Consider the following 21434-nt stretch of genomic DNA (forward strand, 5'->3'; position numbering starts at 1 on the left):
ACCCCGGTACAAAGGAAAGATTTCAATCTGTTAATTATTTTAATACTGAGGGAATAATGAGAAATATTTTGTACTTCATGGCATTTTTGGGATTATTTTCCTGCTCTCAAAATAGATTTGCCATGCAAAAAGTTCATCTTGAGGAAAACTCTGTACTCCGACCCGGGATGAAAATAGATGCTGATTTACCTTTTGGAAAGATATCTATAAAATATGCTGGGGAGAATAAAAGAAGGGTAACATCAGAACTTTTCGATAAAATAGTTCCACTCGATTTTCCTGGAGATGAAAACTGGAAAATTAATGGAAATATAGTTAGCATGCAATACTATGAAAGAATTGTTTCTTATAATAATGAAGATATGCTCTATATATATAATCATGGAACATCAAAAGAAATGTATTTTTTGATGAAAGATATATTTCCTATGTCAAAAGCATATTATACAAGCAATGGGATAAGAATACAATATAAATATGAGCAGAATCCATCAAAAAAAATGATATTTAGAGCTACAATTGTAGTTTCGCAGTTTTTAGTCGATGGTAAATTACCATCAAATCTTCCAGGTCATAGTGATGATTTGATTAAAGTTACATACGACAATCCATATCCATAGAATAATTGAGATTACAGGCCATTCATATTTCTTCTTTCGTCGATTGTGTCTTCTCTGAAGATGAGATATCCATCCCGACGGAGCAGAAGAGCAGAGCAGTTACAATGTGTTCGGCCAGTTGGTCCGCCAGGTGGACGCCGCGGGCGTGGAAACCCGCTTCACCTACGACGCCCTGGGCCGGGAACTGACCCGCACGCGCGCCGGAGCCGTGTGGAAGCGCGAGTACGGCACGGCCGGACGTGTGGCCAATTCAACGGACCCGCTGGGCGGGGTGACCCGCTTCACCTACGACAGTCAGGGACGCCTGGCCTCCCGCACGGACGCCGCCGGTCAGCGGATGGAATATGCCTACACCCCGCGCGGCGACCTGGCCCGGACACAGGACCCCGCCGGGACCGTGAGCATGACCTACGACGCCCCGGGCAAAGGGTGCTCCAGTTGCGGCGGCAGTGCCGCGGGCAGACCCGTGCGCGTGGACTACCCCACCTTCTCGCGGCTCTTCGCCTATGACGGGCTGGGACGCACGGTCCGCGAAACCGATGTCTTCGGCCCCAAAAACGAGACCCGCGGCGTAAACTATGTCTACGACAGGGCCGGGCGGCTGGCTGAGAAACGCGAATGGGCGCACGATCCGGACCTGACGCACCGCGTCACGAAATACGCCTACGACCAGCTGGGACGGCTGGTGCGGGAAACCGACAATCTGGGCCAGGCCACGAACTATGGCTACGACGCCTGGGACAACCTGCTGGCCCTGACCGACGCCAAAGGGCAGGTCACCCGCTTCACCCACGACGACGCCGGACGCACCGTGTCCGAGACCCGGCCTCTGGGCGGAACCACGCGCTATACCTACAACGCCACCACCGGGCTGCTGGCCGAGAAGCTGGACGCCCGGGGCGTGAAGACGGCCTACGCCTACGACCTGCTGGGCCGCGTGGTGGGCGTGGACGCTTATGCCGGCGGGCGGACAGAGCCCGGCCGCAGGGTGCGCCTTGCCTACGACCAGATGGGACGGCTGGTGTTCCATACCGATGGTCAAACCGCCGGAGCCTTCACTTACGACGCTCTGGGCCGCAAGCTCACGGAAACCGTGGACTACGGCTCCTTCAACAGGACGAATACCTACGCCTGGCAGGCCAACGGGCAGCCCGCCGCATTCACCGGTCCCGACGGTCTGGCCCGGACCTATGCTTACGACACGGCCGGACGGCTCACGGCCATGAGCGTGGGTACGGGCATGGTCACTCTGGACGACTTCACCTGGACCGCGCCGGGCACCATGACCCTGCCCGGCGGAACCAGACGCCGCTTCGGGTATGACGGGCTCCTGCGCGTGACCAATATCAATGCCACCAGCCCGGCCGATGCCCTGATTCAGAGTTACAATTACACTTATGATGACGCGGGAAATATCCGGAAAAAGGACACCGAGCACGGGGCCTACGCCTACAGCTATGACAAGCTGGACCGGCTCATCCGCTCCGACAACCCCGTCCTGACGGATGAAGCCTTCACCTATGATCAGGTGGGGAACAGGTTATCCTCGGCGGATGTGTCCGGCGGCTGGCTGTATAACGGGAACAACGAACTGCTCCAGGCCGGGAACAGGGCGGAATATAAATACGACGCCGCCGGGAATCTGGTGGAAAAGAAAACGCCAGAAAGAACACTGCTCTTTGAATACGATCTGGATAATCATCTCTCACGTGTTGCGGACGGCAACAACGCCACAGTTGCGTCCTATGGATACGACTTCCTGCGCCGCAGAATCTGGAAAGATGTGCGCGGAGTGAAAACCTTCTATCACTATTCCGACAGCGGCCTTGTGGCCGAGATGGATGCATCAGGAAATGTGCGGAAGAGCTATGGCTATAGGCCGGACTCGCCTTGGGGAACTGACCCGCTCTTTGTCAGAGAAAATGGCAAAAACTACTGGTTCTTAAATGACCATCTGGGAACGCCTCAGCAAATTGTGGCTGAAAACGGCGGCGTGGTTTGGAAGGCGCAGTACCAAGTGTTTGGAAAGGCGGAAATAGATGGCAGCTCCACACTCACCAATAATTTACGCTTCCCTGGACAGTATTATGATGAAGAAACCTGCCTGCACTATAACTGGAACAGGTATTATGATCCGGAAAGCGGGAGATATAGCCAGACTGATCCGATTGGGTTTGAGGGTGGGGATATAAATTTATATGGATATTGCTTGCAAAATAGTAATATATTTATGGACCCAGAAGGAAATTACATAGTTGCTATTCCCATAGCTGTCCCAATCGCTATAAAAGTTTTAACAAAAGCTGCTATATTTACAGTCAAAGTTATTGGAACCATTATTGTAGCAAAGACAATATCTGATTCTCTGGATAAAGAATGTGATGATGATCTATGTGAAGAACTAAATAGAATAGTACAACTTGCTAAAAAAGATTTGCATAGATTTGGAAAAGGAAATGCTGCATGTAAGATAGGAATGTCTCTAGAAGAGTTACGTTCTAGGAGAGATGCCTGGCTAAACCTTGCAATTGCAAGAGCGCAAAGAGATGCTCGTTGTTGGGAAGGAGGAGACTATGGACACCAACAAGCTCAAGCAGATGCATGGAATCATGTTGGAAAATGCCAAGCATTAATGGAAGGGAGATAAAATGTTATTGCATAAATTAAAAAATGCATTTCGCGAACGTAAAAAGTCAAAAAAATATATCTATGATAACTTTATATGCGATGAAAGAGAAGAAATTGAGTCTATTATTAATAAAAATTGGGACGAATTAACATCCGATATACTTGAAAAAAATTTCGAAGTACTCAATTGGCTTTCTCCTGAAGACTTTTGCTATTATATAGCTGGAGTTATCTATGTATCAATAAATGAAAACAATCCAGAATTATTAGTTATAAATTCTATAATCAATATGTTAGACAGGAGTTGCAATTTATCTTATTGGGATGAAAATTTTTCAAAAAGATGGACATTATTTAATAATTCTGAGCTTGATGTAATATATGAATGGATAATATGGTTATCATCGCATAAAATATACGATGAAATATCTTTACTAAGATCTTTATATTGCATTGAATATATAAAAAATATAATTAATAACTATTAAATAATAAATATGAGTCATACCTAGTTGAGTAGATTTTATCTGAGCATTTTGAGCCATTGCTGTCCGGCTAAGCGATGTAATCTAACAGTTTGAAGTTATATGAATTATCGAATTTTCGTCGTCTGGGATTCAGGAGTTCATCCAAGGAGGCCTCGCCGAGCAGGTTGAGTTGAATGAGCTGGAAGAGTTGCTGTACGGAGAGTCCGAGACGGCTGAGGAATTTCTGGTACGCGAGGAGCAGGTAAACCGTCAGGGCCGTGTAAATCTGGATCAGAACCGCATTTTCCGAGTTGCCGACGAAGGTCTTTATGCGCAAATTTTGTTTGATTTCCTTGAAGAAGAGCTCGATTTGCCAGCGGTCTTTATAGATGTCGGCGATGGTTTTCGCCGAAAGCCGGAAATGGTTGGTCAAAAATTCGTAGTGTTTCCCGGTTTCCTGGTCACGATAGCCGATACGGCGCAAGCGTAAGGATTTTCCCCGGCTGGAGACTTCAATGATGTGATCGGAAGTAACGCCGGTCTTGCGATTCACGAGGCGGCGCTCCAGGAGTTTGAAAACGGCGTTGCGCTTGAGCCGGGTCACAAAAAAGACACCCTTTGCCCCGAGGATCCGAAACCAGGGATAGCTGATGAAGCCCTTGTCAAAGACCACGATGGAGCCCCTGGGCAACTCCATAGCCTGAGCTATGCGGCTTTCATGGGTTTTGGCGTCGGTGACGGTTGCGAAAGCCGGGATATGGCCATCGTGATCCAGCAAGGTATGTACTTTGACGCCGCCCTTGGCCTGCCGAAACGAGGCCCAGGGAAAAAGCGACAGGCAAAGCTTTATGGTGGTGGCGTCCAGACTGAACAATTTGGATTTGAAACGGAATTTGTGCTTCGGGGCTTTTGCGGCGCACAGGCCGTACATCTCGGCGAACAGATCCTTGAAAAAGCCTACGGGGCGAGAATTGTTCGCGTCAGCAAAGGTCGAGCGGGCCACGTTTTTCAGTCCCCAGTGATACAGGCGGTTTCCCGCAGCCTCAAGGCAGCGCAGGCCATCGCGCATGGAACGTCTTGCGGCAAGCTGGATGAAGGCCATGACCGTGAACTGCTCCTTGAAACCGAATTGACGCGACGAGCGCCCGGTTTTGTGCCGTCTTTCGAGTTTCTGAAAAACATGTCTGGGAATCAGAGATAGCGTCTGGGAGAATAGTGTATTATGGTGACTCAAGTCCAGAATCTCCTTGTGTGGCAAGATGTTGTGGTGATTTCTTTTACCACACATCGCTGAGATTTTGGACTCTTTTCTTATCCCTTAGCCGGACAGCAATGATTTTGAGCAGAAGTTTATAATTTTGAAGATGCGTCATCCATCCTGACAACTCCGAAGAAAAGAGCGAATACAACGCCTTTGGCCAGCCTGTGCGCCGCGTGGACCCCGCCGGAACGGTCACCGCGTACGCCTATGACGCTTCCGGAAATCTGCTGAAGATGACCGAGGCCCAGGGCACGAACCTGGAACGCAACAGCACCTTCACCTACGACGCCCGGGGCAACCAGCTCACGGCCACACGCGGCAGGGCCGTGACGCGCATGGAATACGACGAGTGGGACAATCCGGTCCGCCAGGTGGACGCCGCAGGCGTGGAGACCCGCTTCACCTACGACGCCCTGGGCCGGGAACTGACCCGCACGCGCGCCGGAGCCGTGTGGAAGCGCGAGTACGGCACGGACGGACGTGTGGCCAACTCAACGGACCCGCTGGGCGCGGTGACCCGCTTTTTCTACGACGCGGGCGGGAATCCGGTGAAGACCGTTGACCCCACGGGCAATGCCACGGAAGCGGGCTACGACCCGGCCGGCCGCATGATGAACGCCACCGATGCTCTGGGCGAAGTGACCCGCTTCACCTACGACAGTCAGGGACGCCCGGCCTCCCGCACGGACGCCGCCGGTCAGCGGATGGAATATGCCTACACCCCGCGCGGGGACCTGGCCCGGACACAGGATCCCGCCGGGGTCGTGAGCATGACCTACGACGCCCCGGGCAAAGGGTGCTCCAGTTGCGGCGGCAGTGCCGCGGGCAGACCCGTGCGCGTGAACTACCCCACCTTCTCGCGGCTCTTCGCCTATGACGGACTGGGCCGCACGGTCCGCGAAACCGATGTCTTCGGCCCCAAAAACGAGACCCGCGGCGCAAGCTATGTCTACGACAGGGCCGGGCGGCTGGCTGAGAAACGCAAATGGGCGCACGATCCGGACCTGACGCACCGCGTCACGAAATACGCCTACGACAGGCTGGGACGGCTGGTGCGGGAAACCGACAATCTGGGCCAGGCCACGAACTATGGCTACGACACCTGGGACAACCTGCTGGCCCTGACCGACGCCAAGGGGCAGGTCACGCGCTTTGCCCACGACGCCGCCGGACGCACCGTGTCCGAGACCCGGCCTCTGGGCGGAACCACGCGCTATACCTACAACGCCACCACCGGGCTGCTGGCCGAAAAGCTGGACGCCCGGGGCGTGAAGACGGCCTACGCCTACGACCAGATGGGCCGCGTGGTGGGCGTGGACGCTTATGCCGGCGGGCGGACAGAGCCCGGCCGCAGGGTGCGCCTTGCCTACGACCAGATGGGACGGCTGGTGTTCCATACCGATGGTCAAACCGCCGGAGCCTTCACTTATGACGCCCTGGGCCGCAAGCTCACGGAAACCGTGGACTACGGCTCCTTCAACAAGACGAATACCTATGCCTGGCAGGCCAACGGGCAGCCCGCCGCATTCACCGGCCCCGACGGTCTGGCCCGGACCTATGCCTACGACACGGCCGGGCGGCTCACGGCCATGAGCGTGGGTACGGGCATGGTCACTCTGGACGACTTCACCTGGACCGCGCCGGGCACCATGACCCTGCCCGGCGGAACCAGACGCTGCTTCGGATATGACGGGCTCCTGCGCGTGACCAGTATCAACGCCACCAGCCCGGCCGATGCCCTGATCCAGAACTACAGCTATACATACGATGACGCGGGAAATATCCGGAAAAAGGATACCGAGCACGGGGCCTACGCCTACAGCTATGACAAGCTGGACCGGCTCATCCGCTCCGACAACCCCGTCCTGACAGATGAAGCCTTCACCTATGACCAGGTGGGGAACCGCCTGTCTTCGGCGGATGTGTCCGGCGGCTGGCTGTATAACGAGAACAACGAACTGCTCCAGGCCGGGAACAGGGCGGAATATAAATACGACGCCGCCGGGAATCTGGTGGAAAAGAAAACACCAGAAAGAACACTGCTCTTTGAATACGATCTGGATAACCATCTCTCACGTGTTGCGGACGGCAACAACGCCACAGTTGCGTCCTATGGATACGACTTCCTGCGCCGCAGAATCTGGAAAGATGTGCGTGGAGTGAAAACCTTCTATCACTATTCCGACAGCGGCCTTGTGGCCGAGATGGACTCCAATGGAAATACATTAAAGAGTTATGGATACAGACCCGGCTCTCCCTGGGGAACAGACCTGCTGTTCATGCGGGAGAATGGGAAAAACTATTGGTATCTGAATGACCATCTGGGAACGCCTCAGCAAATTGTGGCTGAAAACGGCGGCGTGGTCTGGAAGGCGCAGTATCAGGTGTTTGGTAAGGCGGAAATTTCAAATGATTCTACAGTCACCAATAACCTGCGCTTTCCGGGACAGTATTATGATGAAGAAACTGGCATGCACTATAACTGGAACAGATATTATGATCCAGAGAGTGGGAGATATAGCCAGACTGACCCGATTGGATTGCTTGGTGGATTGCATCTATACACTTACGTTACAAATAAACCCAGTTCTCGCATTGATCCACAAGGATTAGAATTCGGTGATTTTCATTACTATAGAAACTGGGGTGGTCCAGGGTGGACTGGTAGGAGATGGACTTCTTGGAATAAAATGACTGAAGAAGAGCAGAAATTCTGGAAAACTGTATATGATAAAGGATTTCGTGAGCCTACCTTTGATGAAAAGAAACGAGGATATCCTACAGATCTTCAGGATTATGCGTATATGCGGCATGACATATGTTATGGAGAAGCCAGGATGAGGCATGCAGATTGCCCCCAAACTGTCCTCAGAAAAGCACTGAACCAATGCGATACGGACTTAATAAACGATCTCCTGAAGCTTGGTTTTTCAGGTCACGATATCTCATTTAAATTACATAAAGTTGGCTCGCTTGTCGCTTTTCCTGCTCAGAAATCCTGGAGAAACAATCAGGATGAATGGGAATATTATTATGAACACGGAGAGCGGATTCCAGGTCACGAGGGGGCAAGAGGGCTTGGACTCACATTTAGATTTTGACGTGGGGATTTACCCCGGTGCAAAGGAAAGATTTCAATCTGTTAATTATTTTACTACTGATTGAATGAGGGAATAATGAGAAATATTTTGTACTTTATGGCATTTTTGGGATTATTTTCCTGCTCTCAAAATAGATTTGCCATGCAAAAAGTTCATCTTGAGGAAAACTCTGTACTCCGACCCGGGATGAAAATAGATGCTGATCTACCTTTTGGAAAAATTTCTATAACATATGTTGGGGAGAATAAAAGAAGGGTAACATCAGAACTTTTCGATAAAATAGTTCCACTCGATTTTCCTGGAGATAAAAACTGGAAAATTAATGGAAATATCGTAAGCATGCAATATAGTGAAAGCATAGATAGATACACACATGAAGATATATTATATATTTCTAAATATGGGGCTTCTAAAAAAAATTATGAGATTTGGAAAGAAGTTTTTCCTCCTCAAAAATTATACTATACAAGTAATGGAATTGCCATATCATATGACTATGAACAAATTCCATCAAAAAAAATGGTATTTAGAGCTACAGTTATAATTTCGCAGTTTTTGATTGACGGAAAAATACCTTCAAATCTTCTAGGCCATAGTGATGATTTAATTAAAATTACATATGATAACCCCTATCCATAGAATAAATTGAGTGATCATCTGGGAACACCGCAGATTGTTGTGGCGGAGAATGGTGGCGTTGTCTGGAAGGCGCAGTACCAGGTGTTTGGCAAGGCGGAAGTGTCTTCAGATGCTACTGTTACCAACAATTTACGCTTCCCCGGACAATACTTCGATGAAGAAACCGGCCTGCACTATAACTGGAACAGATATTATGATCCGGAGAGTGGCAGGTATAGCCAGACTGATCCGATTGGGTTTGAAGGTAGAGTAAATTTTTATTCCTATGTTGAGAATAGGCCTAATTCTCTCATTGATCCACAAGGATTAGAATTCGGTGCTTTTCATTACTATAAAAACTGGGGTGGCCCAGGATGGACTGGTGGGAGATGGACTTCTTGGGATAAGATGACGGAGGAAGAGCGGAAGAATTGGCGGGCAGTTTTCCAGAGAGGTTTTATAAACCCAACTTCAGAACAAAAAAAAGAAGGATATCCTGTTGATCTTCAGGATTATGCATATATGCGTCATGATATATGTTATGGAGACGCAAGGATGAGGCATGCAGATTGCCCCCAAACTGTCCTCAGAAAAGCACTGAACCAATGCGATACGGACTTGATAAACGATCTCCTGAAGCTTGGTTTTTCAGGTCACGATATCTCATTTAAATTACATAAAGTTGGGTCGCTTATAGCTTTTCCTGCTCAGAAATCCTGGAGGAACAATCAGGATGAATGGGAATATTATTATGAATATGGAGAACGGGTTCCAGGTTACGAGGGGCCAAGGGGAATTGGATTCACATTTAGGTTTTGAGGGAAATACCCCTAATTATTTTACTACCGAGGGAGTAATGAAAAATATTTTGTATTTTGTGATATTTTTGGGATTATTTTCCTGTTCTCAAGACAGATCTGCTATGCAAAACGTCCATCTTGAAGAAAATTCCGTACTCCGACCTGGAATGAAAATAGAAGCTGATTTACCATATGGGAAAATTTGTATAGAATACGTAGGAAAAAATAAAAGAAGGGTGACATCAGAACTTTTTGATAAAATAGTTCCACTTGATTTTCCTGGAGATGAAAACTGGAAAATTAATGGAAAAATAGTCAGTGCTCAATATTATGAAGGAGTTGATAAGTATACATCTGAGGATATTAAATATTTAGAAAAATATGGTGCTTCAAAAGAAATGTATGAGTTTTGGAAAGGTGTACGATCTTTTTCTAAGTCATACTATACAAGTAATGGAATTAGTGTATCATATAGATATGAACAAATGCCAGCAAAAAAAATGGTATTTAGAGCTACAGTTGTAGTTTCGCAGTTTTTAGTCGATGGTAAATTACCATCAAATCTTCCAGGTCATAGTGATGATTTGATTAAAGTTACATACGACAATCCATATCCATAGAATAATTGAGATTACAGGCCATTCATATTTCTTCTTTCGTCGATTGTGTCTTCTCTGAAGATGAGATATCCATCCCGACGGAACAGAAGAGCAGAGCAATTACAATGTGTTCGGCCAGTTGGTCCGCCAGGTGGACGCCGCGGGCGTGGAAACCCGCTTCACCTACGACGCCCTGGGCCGGGAACTGACCCGCACGCGCGCCGGAGCCGTGTGGAAGCGCGAGTACGGCACGGACGGACGCGTGGCCAACTCGACGGACCCGCTGGGCGCGGTGACCCGCTTTTTCTACGACGCGGGCGGGAATCCGGTGAAGACCGTTGACCCCACGGGCAATGTCACGGAAGCGGGCTACGATCCGGCCGGCCGCATGATGAACGCCACCGACGCCCTGGGCGGGGTGACCCGCTTCACCTACGACAGTCAGGGACGCCCGGCCTCCCGCACGGACGCCGCCGGTCAGCGGATGGAATATGCCTACACCCCGCGCGGCGACCTGGCCCGGACACAGGACCCCGCCGGGGCTGTGAGCATGACCTACGACGCCCCGGGTGGAGGCTGCTCCAGTTGCGGCGGCAGTGCCGCGGGCAGACCCGTGCGCGTGGACTACCCCACCTTCTCGCGGCTCTTCGCCTATGACGGGCTGGGACGCACGGTCCGCGAAACCGATGTCTTCGGTCCTAAAAACGAGACCCGCGGCGCAAGCTATGTCTACGACAAGGCCGGGCGGCTGGCTGAGAAACGCGAATGGGCGCACGATCCGGACCTGACGCACCGCGTCACGAAATACACCTACGACAGGCTGGGACGGCTGGTGCGGGAAACTGACAATCTGGGCTAGGTTCAGGCCTCATTAATTGAGATAGAAAATGACGGAAGCCGCGAGGCACAGAGCTGAAAAGAAAGTATCTGCGCAGCGGTCATAACGCATGGCTATTCTGCGCCAGTCCTTGATCCTGCCAAACATGATCTCGATCATGTGCCGCTGTTTATGCAGATCTTTATCGTACGGGCAGGGTCTCTTCCGGCTCCTTCTGGGCGGGATGCAAGGCATAATACCTTTGGCGCGCAGGGCATCGCGAAACCAGTCGGCGTCATAACCACGGTCCGCCAGCAGCTCCCTGGCCTCGGGCAAAGCATCTATGGCGTCCATAAGCAGGGCGGCTCCTTTGTAGTCGCTCACCTGGCCTTCTGTGAGCGTCATGGCCAGGGGCCTGCCGTGGCCGTCGCAAACAGCATGGAGTTTGGAGTTCAGACCGCCCTTTGTGCGTCCGATGCAGCGGGAAAGAGCCCTTTTTTGAGCAAACTGGCGGCGGTTCGATGCGCCTTGAGGTGGGTTGCATCGATCATCACCTGGCCATCCTGTCCCGCTGTTTTTGCCAATTCGGTAAAAATATTGTTGAAGACGCCCATCCGGCTCCAGCGCAAAAAACGATTGTACAGCGTTTTATACGGGCCATACTCACGCGGCGCATCTTTCCATTGCAGGCCATGTTTGATGACATAAATGATTCCGCTTATGACTTTCAGGTCATCGACGCGTGGAATACCGTGTGAAAGTGGAAAGAAAAGCTTGATACGCTCCAGTTGCTCGGCAGAAAGATAGAAAAGTTGGCTCATTGCATCCTCCTTTGAGCACAACTAACCAACTTTCCTGATTTTTACAATTAATGAGGCCTGAGCCTAGATGATCAGAAGGCGTAGCCGATCGAAAGGCCGACCATGTGCGCGTCGGCGTTTTTGATCTCGCCCTTGTACACGCCTTCCGCCAAACGGGCCTTGATGTCGCGGTCCTCGATCATCAGGTAAGTGTAGTGCATGTCCAAGGTCCAGTTGTTCCGGTGGAAACCCAGACCGGCGTTGAACAGATGCCGGTTGTTGGCCGGAACCATGTAATCGATGTAGTCCCCCCGGACCGGTTCCTGATCGTAGACGTACCCCGCGCGCAGATCGAGCCAATCCAGCGCGGCGTACTCCACGCCCACGCCGAGCCGCCACACGTCCTTCCAATGCTTGCGCTGCACGGTCTGGTCGAGCCGCCTTCCGCCGGGGCCGGGAATGACCGGATCAGCGTAGTTGATGCGCAGTTCCTTGTACTTGCTCCAGAAGGTGTGCATGGCGCTCAATTCGACGCTCAGCTTTTCGGTGGGATAGAGCGTAACGCCCAGGGCCACGGAATCGGGCAGAGTGACCTTGCCGTTGGCATCCGAGTCCCGGAGCAGCCCGGCAGCCTGCACCATGGAAGGGATGTCGGAAAATTCGGCCGTACCGCGCACCTTCATGGGCACGGGTCCGCGATAGGTCAGACCGACGCGTGCGTAGTCGCAGGGCTGATAATGCAGGGCCAGATTGAACCCGCCGCCCCAGCCGTCGGCATCTATTTTGCTGTCGCCGTCAGGCAGAAGAGGATTGATCCGGCTCAGGTTGATCTTCTGTTCTTTGAGGAAGCTCAGATGCATGGCCTCGACTCCGAAAGCGGCGGACAGCCGGTCCGTCACCTTTACCGCCACATTGGGATTGATGGAGATGGCCTGGATGACCGCGCGGTAGGAGTTGTAGCGGCCCGGCCATTTTTCGTCGATGACGGAGCCCAGGCCAAAGCGGGAGAAAACGCCAAGGCCCACACTGTAGCGGTCGTTGACCTTCCATGTGGCGTAGGCATGGGGCGGCATCCACAGGGCGTCCCGCTCCGAAGTGGTCCATTTATCCCCTTCGGGCCCGACGGTTCTGATGTCCAGCACGGGACGAATGGCCGTGAAACCGGCCATGACCTGCACGCCGTCCAGCTGGGTGATGCCCGCCGGATTATACGCCAGCGCCGACGGATCGTCCGCCCGCCCCACCAGGGTTCCGCCCAGAGCGTTGCCGCGTGCGCTCCATTCGTAAATGCTGAACCCCGCTGCGGAACAGACCGACGCCGCCACACAGACCAGCATACAGGCCAGTCCCCACACTCTCCAACTTGCGCGCATAGCTCCTCCCATGCCTGCCGTTACGGTACCGAAACCATTCTGAGCACCCGCTCAGGAAAAATATGAGAGCGGGCACTAAAGGAAGAATATGACGCCGTCAACGGCAAAAAAGAGCGAAAATACGCAGTGTTAAAGCATCTTAAAAATGAATTGGGCTGACGAGACATTGAGCGGGCACACAGGATGAATACTGAAAAATGGTGGACGGAGATGTGCGGTCCTGATTAGACGGGCCGGATATGCGGAAAAAAAGGAGAAGAGGCCGATGACGGACAACAAGGAACGCATTCTGGAAACCGCCAAGCGGCTTTTCGGAGAGCTGGGCTACGCCGAAACCACCTACAAGCGCATCGCCCAGGAAGCGGGCATCGCCGACGGGCTCATTGCCCATCATTACGGGAGCAAGGAAAATCTTTTCCAGCTGGTGGAAATCGACATTCTGACCGGGTTGCTGGAAAAAATCGATGAGAGCCTCTACTACTCCTCGGACGGTTTGAGCAGCGTGCTCAATTTCTCCAAATGCATCCTCAAATTCTCCACTGAGGAAAACTCCGGCTTTCTGACCCTCTTGCGCTGCTCTCCCTTTCTGGCCCACACCGTCACCGCCGACAACTCGGAGATTCTGGCCGTGTGCCGGCGGGTGGTGGACAAAATGCGGGGCTGCATCGAACAGGGCGTGGCCGACGGCACCATCCGGCCGGACCTCGACCCCGGACTCACCGCCAGCGTCATCTTCTCCACGGTGTTCGGCTCCACCAGAGCCCATCTGCTGGCCCGGGAAAATGTTCTGGGTCTACCCTTCCCCGAAGGGTTCTATCCGGAGATCCTGAGTATCCTGCGTAAATACCTCGAGCCGGGGCTGGATCAACCCCCGGCCTGACTTACCCTGCCCGTAACGGCGATATAGCTGCCACAAATGAGTCATGCGAGGTGATCTTTATAACTGAACTGAAAATTGATTATAGCGATACATTTTAGTCATACATTGCATCTGTTCCCTGGTGATCTCTAACTACCCTGAGAATAGCATCTATAGCTCTGATGAGTTGGACAGCAGCCTTGTCCCAAGATGCCTGAGCTGCTTTATCTCCCGATGCATAACCCAATGTATTGGATTCCTTATGCTCGGCAACAATTGGAATTGTAAAATTGACAGGTATTTTTCCACGCTTGTCTTCAACCTCCAAGTCAACCCATACAGCGCCATTCCACCATCCTTCTCCTGTGACTGTCCCTCCAAATACTAATTGTTGGGAAGTTGCAGCTCCTATGGCAATACCCCATGGTCCAACTGCGCTTGCTTGAGCGGAACTGACAGCATTTGTAAAAGCTGCAGTGGATACTAATCTGCTCCCGAAATTTGATCCTAATGTGATCATCCTGATCCGAATTGCAACTCTCCCATCTGGAGTTTTATCAAAGTATTCAGACCACAATATTGAATCACCATATATTCGAGCGAGGTCTTCTTTCAGTCTACTCGTTATATCTATATTTTCTTGTTGAGCTCTTCCATCGTAAACAGAATAAAATATAGGCTTATTAAGCAATATTCCTCGTCTTTGGTGTGCGTCTATCGATGGTTCTATGCCTCTATGCGTTGCACATGAGAACATGAGAGACATAAAAACAACGATTGGAATTAAAGATTTATTTTCTCTTTGCATCATACCCCCCATTATGCGGCTATACTTGAGGATCAATTTTCACTGGCTCCAGCTTATCCACGCACCCAAATAATTCAAGAAGCAAGACAACTTGCTTGGATATCATTGCCTGCCCCCTTACATCGCGGAAAAGAGTATCGTTCCCGCGTTTCTCTCAGGATACGAGTCAGCCATTGCAATCAATAACTCCGTAGTTCCATCCGCCGGACAGCCCGCGTCCGCCTTGCATGTTCGCGTCAAAGCTGGCACTGACCGTCGATATTTTTTCGGAAGGAGCATCTCATGGACATGCTGCCCATTCGCCGGGCTATTCTGAGCGTCACGGACAAGAGCGGACTGGACGAGTTCGCCCGCTTTCTCCAGGAATCCGGGGTGGAACTGGTTTCCACCGGCGGCACCCGCAAGAAGCTTCTGCAGGCGGGCCTCAAGGTCCGCTCCGTAAGCGACGTGACGGGCTTTCCCGAAATTCTGGGCGGACGGGTGAAAACCCTGCATCCGCATGTGCACGCGGGTATCCTGGCCAGCAAGGACGACCCCGCACACATGCAGACCATGAAAGATCTGCGGCTGGCGCCCTTTGATCTGGTCTGCGTCAATCTGTACAATTTCGCCGAAGCCGTGCGCCAGTCTCTCGAAGACAGACAGGCCGTGGAGCAGATCGATATCGGCGGGCCGACCATGCTCCGGGCCGCGGCCAAAAATTTCCATTCCGTGGCGGTCCTCCCGGCTCCGGAGCATTACGCCGAATGCATGCGGGAAATACGCGAAAACGGCGGCGCCCTGTCCCTGCCTTTCCGCAAACGCATGGCCAGCCTGACCTTCGAGCTGACCTCCGGCTACGACCACATGATCGCTGCATACCTGAACCGCTCCTGACGGAGGCGAACCATCTCCTCCAAACCCCTCGGCAGCCTCACAGGCCTCAAACCCAGCCAGATTACGGCCCTGTCCCGCCTTTACAACCGGCGCTTCCCCGGTCTGGGCGGGTTCACCGCCGATCAGGCCAAAGAGCTGGCTCTGCTGAGCCGCGGCATGGGCCGCCAGATCGGCGTGCTCGTCAACCGCAAGGGTGTGCCGGTCATGGTCATTGCCGGCGAGCAGGACAGTATCCTCATCCCCGAGCTCTCCCGCCACCGCGAAGCCCAGTCGCGCCTGAGCGGTCTGCGTCTGCTGCACACCCACCTGGACTCTTCCCTGCTGACTCAGGAAGACCTGATGGACATGGCTTTTCTGCGCCTGGACGCCGTCTGCGTCCTGACCGTCTCCCCTGAAGGCACGCCCGGAGCCTGCCAGATTGCGCATCTGCTGCCGCCCAATGCCGACGAACTGCCATACATGGTGCATCCGCCCAGAATCTGGGACGAGGTGGATTTCGATTTCGACGCCAGCGCCAGAGCCCTGGAAGATGAACTGGCCCGCACGGGGCAGAGCGTGGCCTCGACCGCCCGCGAGGGCTCGGCCATTCTGGTCAGCGTGGGAGCGGCTCCCAGAAGCGTGCAGGAACGCTCTCTGGCCGAACTGGCCGAGCTGGCGGTCACTGCCGGGCTGGATGTGGCAGGCGAGGTGGTGCAGCGGGTACCCCGGGTCAATCCCAAACTCATTCTGGGCCGGGGCAAGCTGGCGGAACTGGAGGTGCTGGCTCTGCAGAAAAACGCATCCGTGCTGGTCTTCGACCAGGAGCTTTCGCCCACCCAGCAGCGCAATCTGAGCCAGATCACGGAACGCAAGGTGCTGGACCGGACCCAGCTCATTCTGGATATTTTCGCCCAGCACGCCCGGACGAAAGAGGGCAAGCTTCAGGTGGAAATGGCCCAGCTCAAGTACATGATGCCGCGCCTAGTGGGCCAGAACCGGGCTCTGAGCCGCCTCATGGGCGGCATTGGCGGGCGTGGTCCCGGTGAAAGCAAACTGGAGATGGACCGCCGCAAAATCCGCGAACGTCTGGCTCAGCTCAAAACGGAGCTGGCCGGAGTGCGCAGGCATCGCGCGGCCACGCGGGGCCGCCGCGACAAGGCCGGATTGCCCGTGGTTTCTCTGGTGGGTTACACCAACGCGGGCAAATCCACCCTGCTGAATACCCTGACCCGAAGTGACGTTCTGGCCGAAAACAGGCTATTCGCCACGCTGGACCCCACCAGCCGCCGCCTGCGCTTTCCCGAAGACCGGGAAATCATCCTCACGGACACGGTGGGCTTCATCCGCCATCTGCCCGAAGACCTCCGCGAGGCGTTCATGGCCACCCTGGAAGAACTCCAGGGCGCGGATCTGCTCGTGCATGTGGCCGACGCCTCGCATCCGGAAATGGACCAGCAGCTCGAAGCCGTGGAAGCCATTCTGCGCGATCTGAAACTGGACGGCATCCCGCGCATCCTGGCCCTGAACAAAACCGATCTCGCTCCGGACCCGTCCGCCCTGGCCTTCGCCCACCCCCAGGCCGTGTTCATCTCAGCCATTCACCGGCCGTCCCTGACTCCGCTGGTGGAGCGCATCAAATCTCTGTTGTAGCCGACCGAAATATATTCAACTCGCACGAAAATACGCCGTTCAGTTTATGTTAAGGACGCGGCTGATGCGTTTCAGACGCGGAGTCCAATACTCATCGAAATCGGAAATGATCACCCCGTGTTTCGTCGAGGCATGCAGAAAGCGTCGGCGATCCATCACCACGCCGATATGATCCAGCCCCCGATCCACGAAAAAAACCAGATCGCCGGGGCGCATCTCCGCAATTTTTTTCACCTTCCGGCCCATCCGGCTCTGTTCCAGCGATGTACGGGGCAGATCCACCCGGAACGCGTCGCGAAATACCGCCTGCATAAGCCCGGAGCAGTCCACTCCCCTCTTGTCCGCTCCTCCGACGCGGTGCCGGACGCCTTTCCATGAAGCATACTGAAGACGCAACGCTTCGCTGATGGAAAGATATTTTTTGGGCGGCTCATACTGGGCCAGCATTTCACCTCTCGGAGAGAGGTCGCCGACAACGGTTTTGGCGGAGCAGCCACCACACGAAAAAAGAAAAACCAGCAAGACGAGAGCGCCATAAAGACCACACTTTTCGCACTGCCGTACGGAGCCGGTTGCCACGGCCTCTCCAAAATTTTGAAAAGCTTGCATATGTTTTCTGTCAATATCCTTATGTGTTCCGGGTGCTCCGAGGGCCCGGAAAGTCCGGGTTCTTGACTGAGCCCAGGGAAAAAGCTCAGAAGCTCGCAAAGGAGAAATATTTCAGAGCGCAGGCCGCCCGAGCTGCATGCATTCTGCGCATCCGGGGTTTATTGACCGCGTTCTTTTGAATTCGCAACCATTTTTCCAGGACACTCCATGCTTTCACTCGTCATTTTGCTGATCATCGTGTCCGTGGCTCTGGTCGTCTTTGTGGGCGGCTGGGTGCCGGTGGATGTGGTGGGACTTCTGGTCCTGTCGGCCCTGACTCTGACCGGGCTGGTTTCCCCCACGGACGCCCTGACGGGCTTCAGCAGCCCGGCCGTGGTCACGGTCTGGGCCATGTTCATCCTCTCGGCCGGACTGACCAAAACGGGAGTGGCTTACCGCATAGGCCAGCCGCTCCAGCGTTTCTCGCGGGGCAGCGAGGTGACACTGATCGTCGCCCTGATGGTGGCGGCAAGCTTTCTGTCCGCGCTGGTCAATACCGTCACGGTGGCGGCCATCCTGCTTCCGGCCACCATGGAGCTGGCGCGCCGCAGTGGACGCTCTCCATCGCGCCTGCTGCTGCCTCTGGCCTTCGGCTGTCTTCTGGGCGGCCCTTTTACAGGCATTTCCACGCCGCCCAATATCCTGATCACGGATGCCCTGCGCGCCGCCGGACTGAAGCCTTTCGGCATTTTCGACTTCACTCCCATTACCGGCGCCATCGTACTGGTCGGCATTGCCTTCGTGGTTCTGATGGGCCGCCATCTGCTGCCCAAAGGCTCGGCCAGGCAGGAAAGCGGCGAAAATCTGGAGACATCCTACCAGCTGGGTGCACACATTTTTTCCATCCAGATCGACCAGAACTCTCCTCTGGTGGGCTGCTCCCTGGCCGAAAGCCGGCTGGGCTCCGCCCTATATCTGACCGTGGTATGCCTGCAACGGGCCGGAGCGTTCATTCTCTCTCCCAAGGCCACGGAAGTTTTGCAGGCCGGTGATATCCTCGTGGTACACGGCCAGACGGACAGCGTAGATCGCTTCCGCGGCAGCCAGCATCTGCGGGTGGAAGCGGCAGGCGAGGCCCTGAAGCCGGGCCTGCTGACTACGGCCCGAGGCGTCATCGGGGAGGATTCTTCCCTGCTGGGGAAAAGCCTGCTGGAAAGTGGATTGCGCCGCGACTGCCGGGTGCATGTGCTGTCCGTGGAGGAAGCCTCCGGTGCATGCCTTGGGGATCTCCGGCGGCATCATTTCAATGTGGGAGACATTCTTCTGCTGCAGGGAGAGCAGACCGCTCTGGACCACCTGGCGGAAGACGGCCTGGTGGCGGAACTGACCGCGGTGCCGCCCCACGAGGTGGAAAGCCTGGCCTGCAACGAAATGCGCCTGGCGGCCGTGCGCCTGCCCGAAGGCTCGGTCCTGGCCGGGCGCAATCTGGTGGAAAGCCGTCTGGGCAACGCCTTCGGACTCACGGTCACGGCGCTGATCCGGCAGGAAGAGCTCATCTGCATGCCCTCGCCCGAGGAAACGCTGCAGGAAGGCGACCTTCTTGTCGTTCAGGGCCGGAAGCGCGATCTGGATATTTTTGAAGGTTTGCAGGATCTGGAAATCTCCGGGCAATCCTCCAGACTGGCGGCAGAACTGGAATCCCAGCACATCGGCATGGCCGAAGTCCTGCTTTCGCCCCGGACAACCCTGGCCGGACGGACGCTGAACGACCTGCTGTTCCGTGACCACTACGGGCTGAGCGTGCTGGCCATCTGGCGCAAGGGACACGCCTACCGTCAGGGACTTCAGGACATGCCCCTGAAATTCGGCGACGCCCTTCTGGTGTACGGGCCGAGACAAAATCTGGAAGTTCTGGCCCGCGACCCCGACTTTCTGGTGCTGGACCAGGAGGCGGCACAGGCTCCCCGGCTGCACAAGGCCCCCATTGCCACGGCCATCATGCTCGCCGTGCTGGCCAGCGCCATATCCGGGCTGGTGCCCATATCCATCGCCGCCCTGACGGGCGCGGCCGTCATGGTCCTTTTGGGATGCCTGAGCATGGAGGAAGCCTACCGCGCCATCGAATGGAGGGTTGTATTTCTCATTGCCAGCATGCTGCCCCTCGGGGTGGCCATCCAAAACACGGGAGCCGCGCAGATGGGCGCCACGGCGCTCATTTCCCTGGTGGGCGACCTGGGGCCGCGCTGGGTTGTGGCCGCCCTGTTCGGGGTCACGGTGCTCGGCACCCAGATCATCCCCACCTCGGCACTGGTCGTGCTGATGACCCCTGTGGCTCTGAGCGCCGCGACGGAACTGGGCATTTCTCCGCACCTTCTGATGATGACCGTGGCCATGAGCGCCTCGGCCAGCTACGCGAGCCCCCTCTCCCATCCGGCCCATCTGCTGGTCATGGGACCCGGCGGGTACAAGTTCTCCGACTACCTGAAAATCGGTGTACCGCTGACCTTCATCGTTTTTCTGTTGTGCGTATGGCTTCTGCCGTTATTCTGGCCGGCCTGATGCCGGCCCGCCACCTGATGCCGGCCCGCCAGTCGAAAAAAAGCCCGGCCATGACGAGTGACCGGGCTTTTCTGATTTAAGAAGACGATCTGAAAAATCAGGCAAAAGTCTTTTCGAACTTGGGCACGACATCCTTCTTGCGGGACATGACCCCGGGCAGCCAGACCTTGCCGGCGGAGGGCTTTATGTTGAAAGCCTTCTCCACGATGCTTTCATCGTCGGAAGCGATGAGCATCTCCGAGCCTTCCTTCATGATATCCGTCAGAAGAAGAAAAACGGAATGATTGCCCTTCTCGGCCTTCAGGGCCGCGATGTCCCTGGCGAGGTCGCCCTTGACTGCATCCAGTATGGAAAGGTCCACAACCTCCAGCTGTCCGATGCCGACCTTGGTCCCGTTCATGTTGAAATCCTTGTAGTCGCGCAGGACCAGTTCGCGGGCCGGAGTGCCTTCCACCGCCGACTTGACCTTGAACATCTCCATCCCCAGCGCGGAAAGATCGCTCACGCCGGCAATTTTGGCCAACCTTTCGGCAGCCTCCTTGTCGGCCGGAGTACATGTCGGAGATTTGAAGATGACCGTATCGCTCAAAATGGCGCCAAGCATGATGCCAGCGATATTTTTAGGAATCTCCACTCCATGAAATCTGTACATGGAGGCAATGACCGTCGATGTACAGCCAACAGGCCAAATCCAGCACTCCAGCGGGCTGGAAGTCGTCAGATCGCCCAATTTGTGGTGATCGACGATGCCCAGAACTTCGGCCTGCTTGATATCATCGGGCAGCTGGCTCAGATCGGACGTGTCCACCAGAAAAACCTTCTCTCCGGCATAGGATGTCTTCACCGCAGGGGCCGCGACACCGAATTTTTTCAGGATGAATACCGTCTCGGGCGGAAGCTCTCCCTGAGCGACAGGCGTACAGTTCACGCCGAGTTTGGTTTTCAGATCCGCCAGCGCTATGGCGCTGCATACGGTATCGGAATCAGGATTTTTGTGGCCGAAAACGTAAACAGACATGACTTTCCTCCTC

General features: G+C 54.2%; 18 protein-coding genes. 12 read left to right on the top strand and 6 right to left on the bottom strand.

Annotation, left to right across the window (positions count from 1 at the left end; genetic code table 11):
* Window positions 1-56 precede the first annotated feature (56 nt).
* The 3 genes from AXF15_RS13875 to AXF15_RS13880 all read left to right on the top strand — a co-directional run bounded on the left by AXF15_RS13875 (window position 57) and on the right by AXF15_RS13880 (window position 3736).
* Entirely contained in the window at window positions 57-620 is a 564-nt protein-coding gene (locus AXF15_RS13875) for a hypothetical protein (protein ID WP_151192235.1), read from the top strand.
* Window positions 621-726: 106 nt separating this feature from the next.
* A complete protein-coding gene (locus tag AXF15_RS00805) occupies window positions 727-3267 on the top strand; it encodes an RHS repeat-associated core domain-containing protein (RefSeq protein WP_066601981.1) in 2541 nt (846 codons plus the stop codon).
* Window position 3268: 1 nt separating this feature from the next.
* Entirely contained in the window at window positions 3269-3736 is a 468-nt protein-coding gene (locus AXF15_RS13880) for a hypothetical protein (protein WP_151192236.1), read from the top strand.
* 67 nt (window positions 3737-3803) lie between these two features.
* Here AXF15_RS13880 and AXF15_RS00810 read toward each other — a convergent pair whose 3' ends face one another.
* A complete protein-coding gene (locus AXF15_RS00810; protein ID WP_236884760.1) occupies window positions 3804-5003 on the bottom strand; it encodes an IS4 family transposase in 1200 nt (399 codons plus the stop codon).
* 137 nt (window positions 5004-5140) lie between these two features.
* Between AXF15_RS00810 and AXF15_RS00815 the strand changes: the two genes are divergently transcribed.
* The 5 genes from AXF15_RS00815 to AXF15_RS00820 all read left to right on the top strand — a co-directional run bounded on the left by AXF15_RS00815 (window position 5141) and on the right by AXF15_RS00820 (window position 10953).
* Window positions 5141-8077, top strand: coding sequence for an RHS repeat domain-containing protein (locus AXF15_RS00815; RefSeq protein WP_066601997.1), 2937 nt, complete (start codon window positions 5141-5143; stop codon window positions 8075-8077).
* A gap of 75 nt (window positions 8078-8152) precedes the next feature.
* On the top strand, window positions 8153-8716 hold the full coding sequence (locus tag AXF15_RS13885; RefSeq protein WP_151192237.1) for a hypothetical protein: 564 nt from the start codon (window positions 8153-8155) through the stop codon (window positions 8714-8716).
* Window positions 8717-8722: 6 nt separating this feature from the next.
* Entirely contained in the window at window positions 8723-9514 is a 792-nt protein-coding gene (locus tag AXF15_RS14735; protein ID WP_083517774.1) for an RHS repeat domain-containing protein, read from the top strand.
* 37 nt (window positions 9515-9551) lie between these two features.
* Window positions 9552-10115, top strand: coding sequence for a hypothetical protein (locus tag AXF15_RS13890; RefSeq protein WP_151192238.1), 564 nt, complete (start codon window positions 9552-9554; stop codon window positions 10113-10115).
* 106 nt (window positions 10116-10221) lie between these two features.
* Window positions 10222-10953, top strand: coding sequence for an RHS repeat domain-containing protein (locus AXF15_RS00820; RefSeq protein WP_066602006.1), 732 nt, complete (start codon window positions 10222-10224; stop codon window positions 10951-10953).
* Between the two features lie 12 nt (window positions 10954-10965).
* Here AXF15_RS00820 and AXF15_RS13175 read toward each other — a convergent pair.
* Together AXF15_RS13175 and AXF15_RS00835 are read right to left on the bottom strand one after the other, a co-directional pair.
* A protein-coding gene (locus AXF15_RS13175; protein ID WP_236884791.1) for an IS5 family transposase occupies window positions 10966-11732 on the bottom strand; the annotation gives its coding sequence in 2 pieces (ribosomal slippage) (window positions 10966-11399 and window positions 11399-11732; 768 coding nt in all).
* A 71-nt stretch (window positions 11733-11803) separates the two neighbouring features.
* A complete protein-coding gene (locus AXF15_RS00835) occupies window positions 11804-13084 on the bottom strand; it encodes an OmpP1/FadL family transporter (RefSeq protein WP_169793555.1) in 1281 nt (426 codons plus the stop codon).
* 265 nt (window positions 13085-13349) lie between these two features.
* On the opposite strand from AXF15_RS00835, the gene AXF15_RS00840 reads away from it, so the two are divergent.
* Window positions 13350-13964 (top strand): TetR/AcrR family transcriptional regulator, encoded by a 615-nt coding sequence (locus AXF15_RS00840; protein WP_066602019.1) that lies wholly within the window; start codon window positions 13350-13352, stop codon window positions 13962-13964.
* 94 nt (window positions 13965-14058) lie between these two features.
* Here AXF15_RS00840 and AXF15_RS13895 read toward each other — a convergent pair whose 3' ends face one another.
* A complete protein-coding gene (locus AXF15_RS13895; protein WP_151192239.1) occupies window positions 14059-14787 on the bottom strand; it encodes a hypothetical protein in 729 nt (242 codons plus the stop codon).
* A gap of 246 nt (window positions 14788-15033) precedes the next feature.
* On the opposite strand from AXF15_RS13895, the gene AXF15_RS00845 reads away from it, so the two are divergent.
* Window positions 15034-15627, top strand: coding sequence for an IMP cyclohydrolase (locus AXF15_RS00845; RefSeq protein WP_066602021.1), 594 nt, complete (start codon window positions 15034-15036; stop codon window positions 15625-15627).
* Between the two features lie 156 nt (window positions 15628-15783).
* A complete protein-coding gene (hflX, locus tag AXF15_RS00850) occupies window positions 15784-17256 on the top strand; it encodes a GTPase HflX (RefSeq protein ID WP_335338895.1) in 1473 nt (490 codons plus the stop codon).
* Window positions 17257-17295: 39 nt separating this feature from the next.
* Here hflX and AXF15_RS00855 read toward each other — a convergent pair whose 3' ends face one another.
* On the bottom strand, window positions 17296-17703 hold the full coding sequence (locus AXF15_RS00855; protein WP_211258995.1) for an NlpC/P60 family protein: 408 nt from the start codon (window positions 17701-17703) through the stop codon (window positions 17296-17298).
* A gap of 369 nt (window positions 17704-18072) precedes the next feature.
* Here AXF15_RS00855 and AXF15_RS00860 point away from each other — a divergent pair, with 369 nt between their 5' ends.
* Window positions 18073-20403, top strand: a complete 2331-nt coding sequence (locus tag AXF15_RS00860; protein WP_066602028.1) for an SLC13 family permease — start codon at window positions 18073-18075, stop codon at window positions 20401-20403.
* A 97-nt stretch (window positions 20404-20500) separates the two neighbouring features.
* On the opposite strand, the gene AXF15_RS00865 is transcribed toward AXF15_RS00860, so the two are convergent.
* Complete coding sequence (locus tag AXF15_RS00865; RefSeq protein WP_066602035.1) at window positions 20501-21421, bottom strand: manganese-dependent inorganic pyrophosphatase; 921 nt, start codon at window positions 21419-21421, stop codon at window positions 20501-20503.
* Window positions 21422-21434: the final 13 nt, after the last annotated feature.

The sequence above is a fragment of the Desulfomicrobium orale DSM 12838 genome (genome assembly GCF_001553625.1).
GTDB lineage: Bacteria > Desulfobacterota > Desulfovibrionia > Desulfovibrionales > Desulfomicrobiaceae > Desulfomicrobium > Desulfomicrobium orale.

Excerpts from the sequence above, each read along its gene's own strand:
- AXF15_RS13875 (WP_151192235.1), top strand. The coding sequence starts at position 57 with ATGAGAAATATTTTGTACTTCATGGCATTTTTGGGATTATTTTCCTGC.
- AXF15_RS13880 (WP_151192236.1), top strand. The coding sequence starts at position 3,269 with ATGTTATTGCATAAATTAAAAAATGCATTTCGCGAACGTAAAAAGTCA.
- AXF15_RS00810 (WP_236884760.1), bottom strand. The coding sequence starts at position 5,003 with ATGTGTGGTAAAAGAAATCACCACAACATCTTGCCACACAAGGAGATT.
- AXF15_RS13885 (WP_151192237.1), top strand. The coding sequence starts at position 8,153 with ATGAGAAATATTTTGTACTTTATGGCATTTTTGGGATTATTTTCCTGC.
- AXF15_RS13890 (WP_151192238.1), top strand. The coding sequence starts at position 9,552 with ATGAAAAATATTTTGTATTTTGTGATATTTTTGGGATTATTTTCCTGT.
- AXF15_RS00835 (WP_169793555.1), bottom strand. The coding sequence starts at position 13,084 with ATGCGCGCAAGTTGGAGAGTGTGGGGACTGGCCTGTATGCTGGTCTGT.
- AXF15_RS00840 (WP_066602019.1), top strand. The coding sequence starts at position 13,350 with ATGACGGACAACAAGGAACGCATTCTGGAAACCGCCAAGCGGCTTTTC.
- AXF15_RS00845 (WP_066602021.1), top strand. The coding sequence starts at position 15,034 with ATGGACATGCTGCCCATTCGCCGGGCTATTCTGAGCGTCACGGACAAG.
- hflX (WP_335338895.1), top strand. The coding sequence starts at position 15,784 with ATGGGCCGCCAGATCGGCGTGCTCGTCAACCGCAAGGGTGTGCCGGTC.
- AXF15_RS00855 (WP_211258995.1), bottom strand. The coding sequence starts at position 17,703 with ATGCTGGCCCAGTATGAGCCGCCCAAAAAATATCTTTCCATCAGCGAA.
- AXF15_RS00860 (WP_066602028.1), top strand. The coding sequence starts at position 18,073 with ATGCTTTCACTCGTCATTTTGCTGATCATCGTGTCCGTGGCTCTGGTC.
- AXF15_RS00865 (WP_066602035.1), bottom strand. The coding sequence starts at position 21,421 with ATGTCTGTTTACGTTTTCGGCCACAAAAATCCTGATTCCGATACCGTA.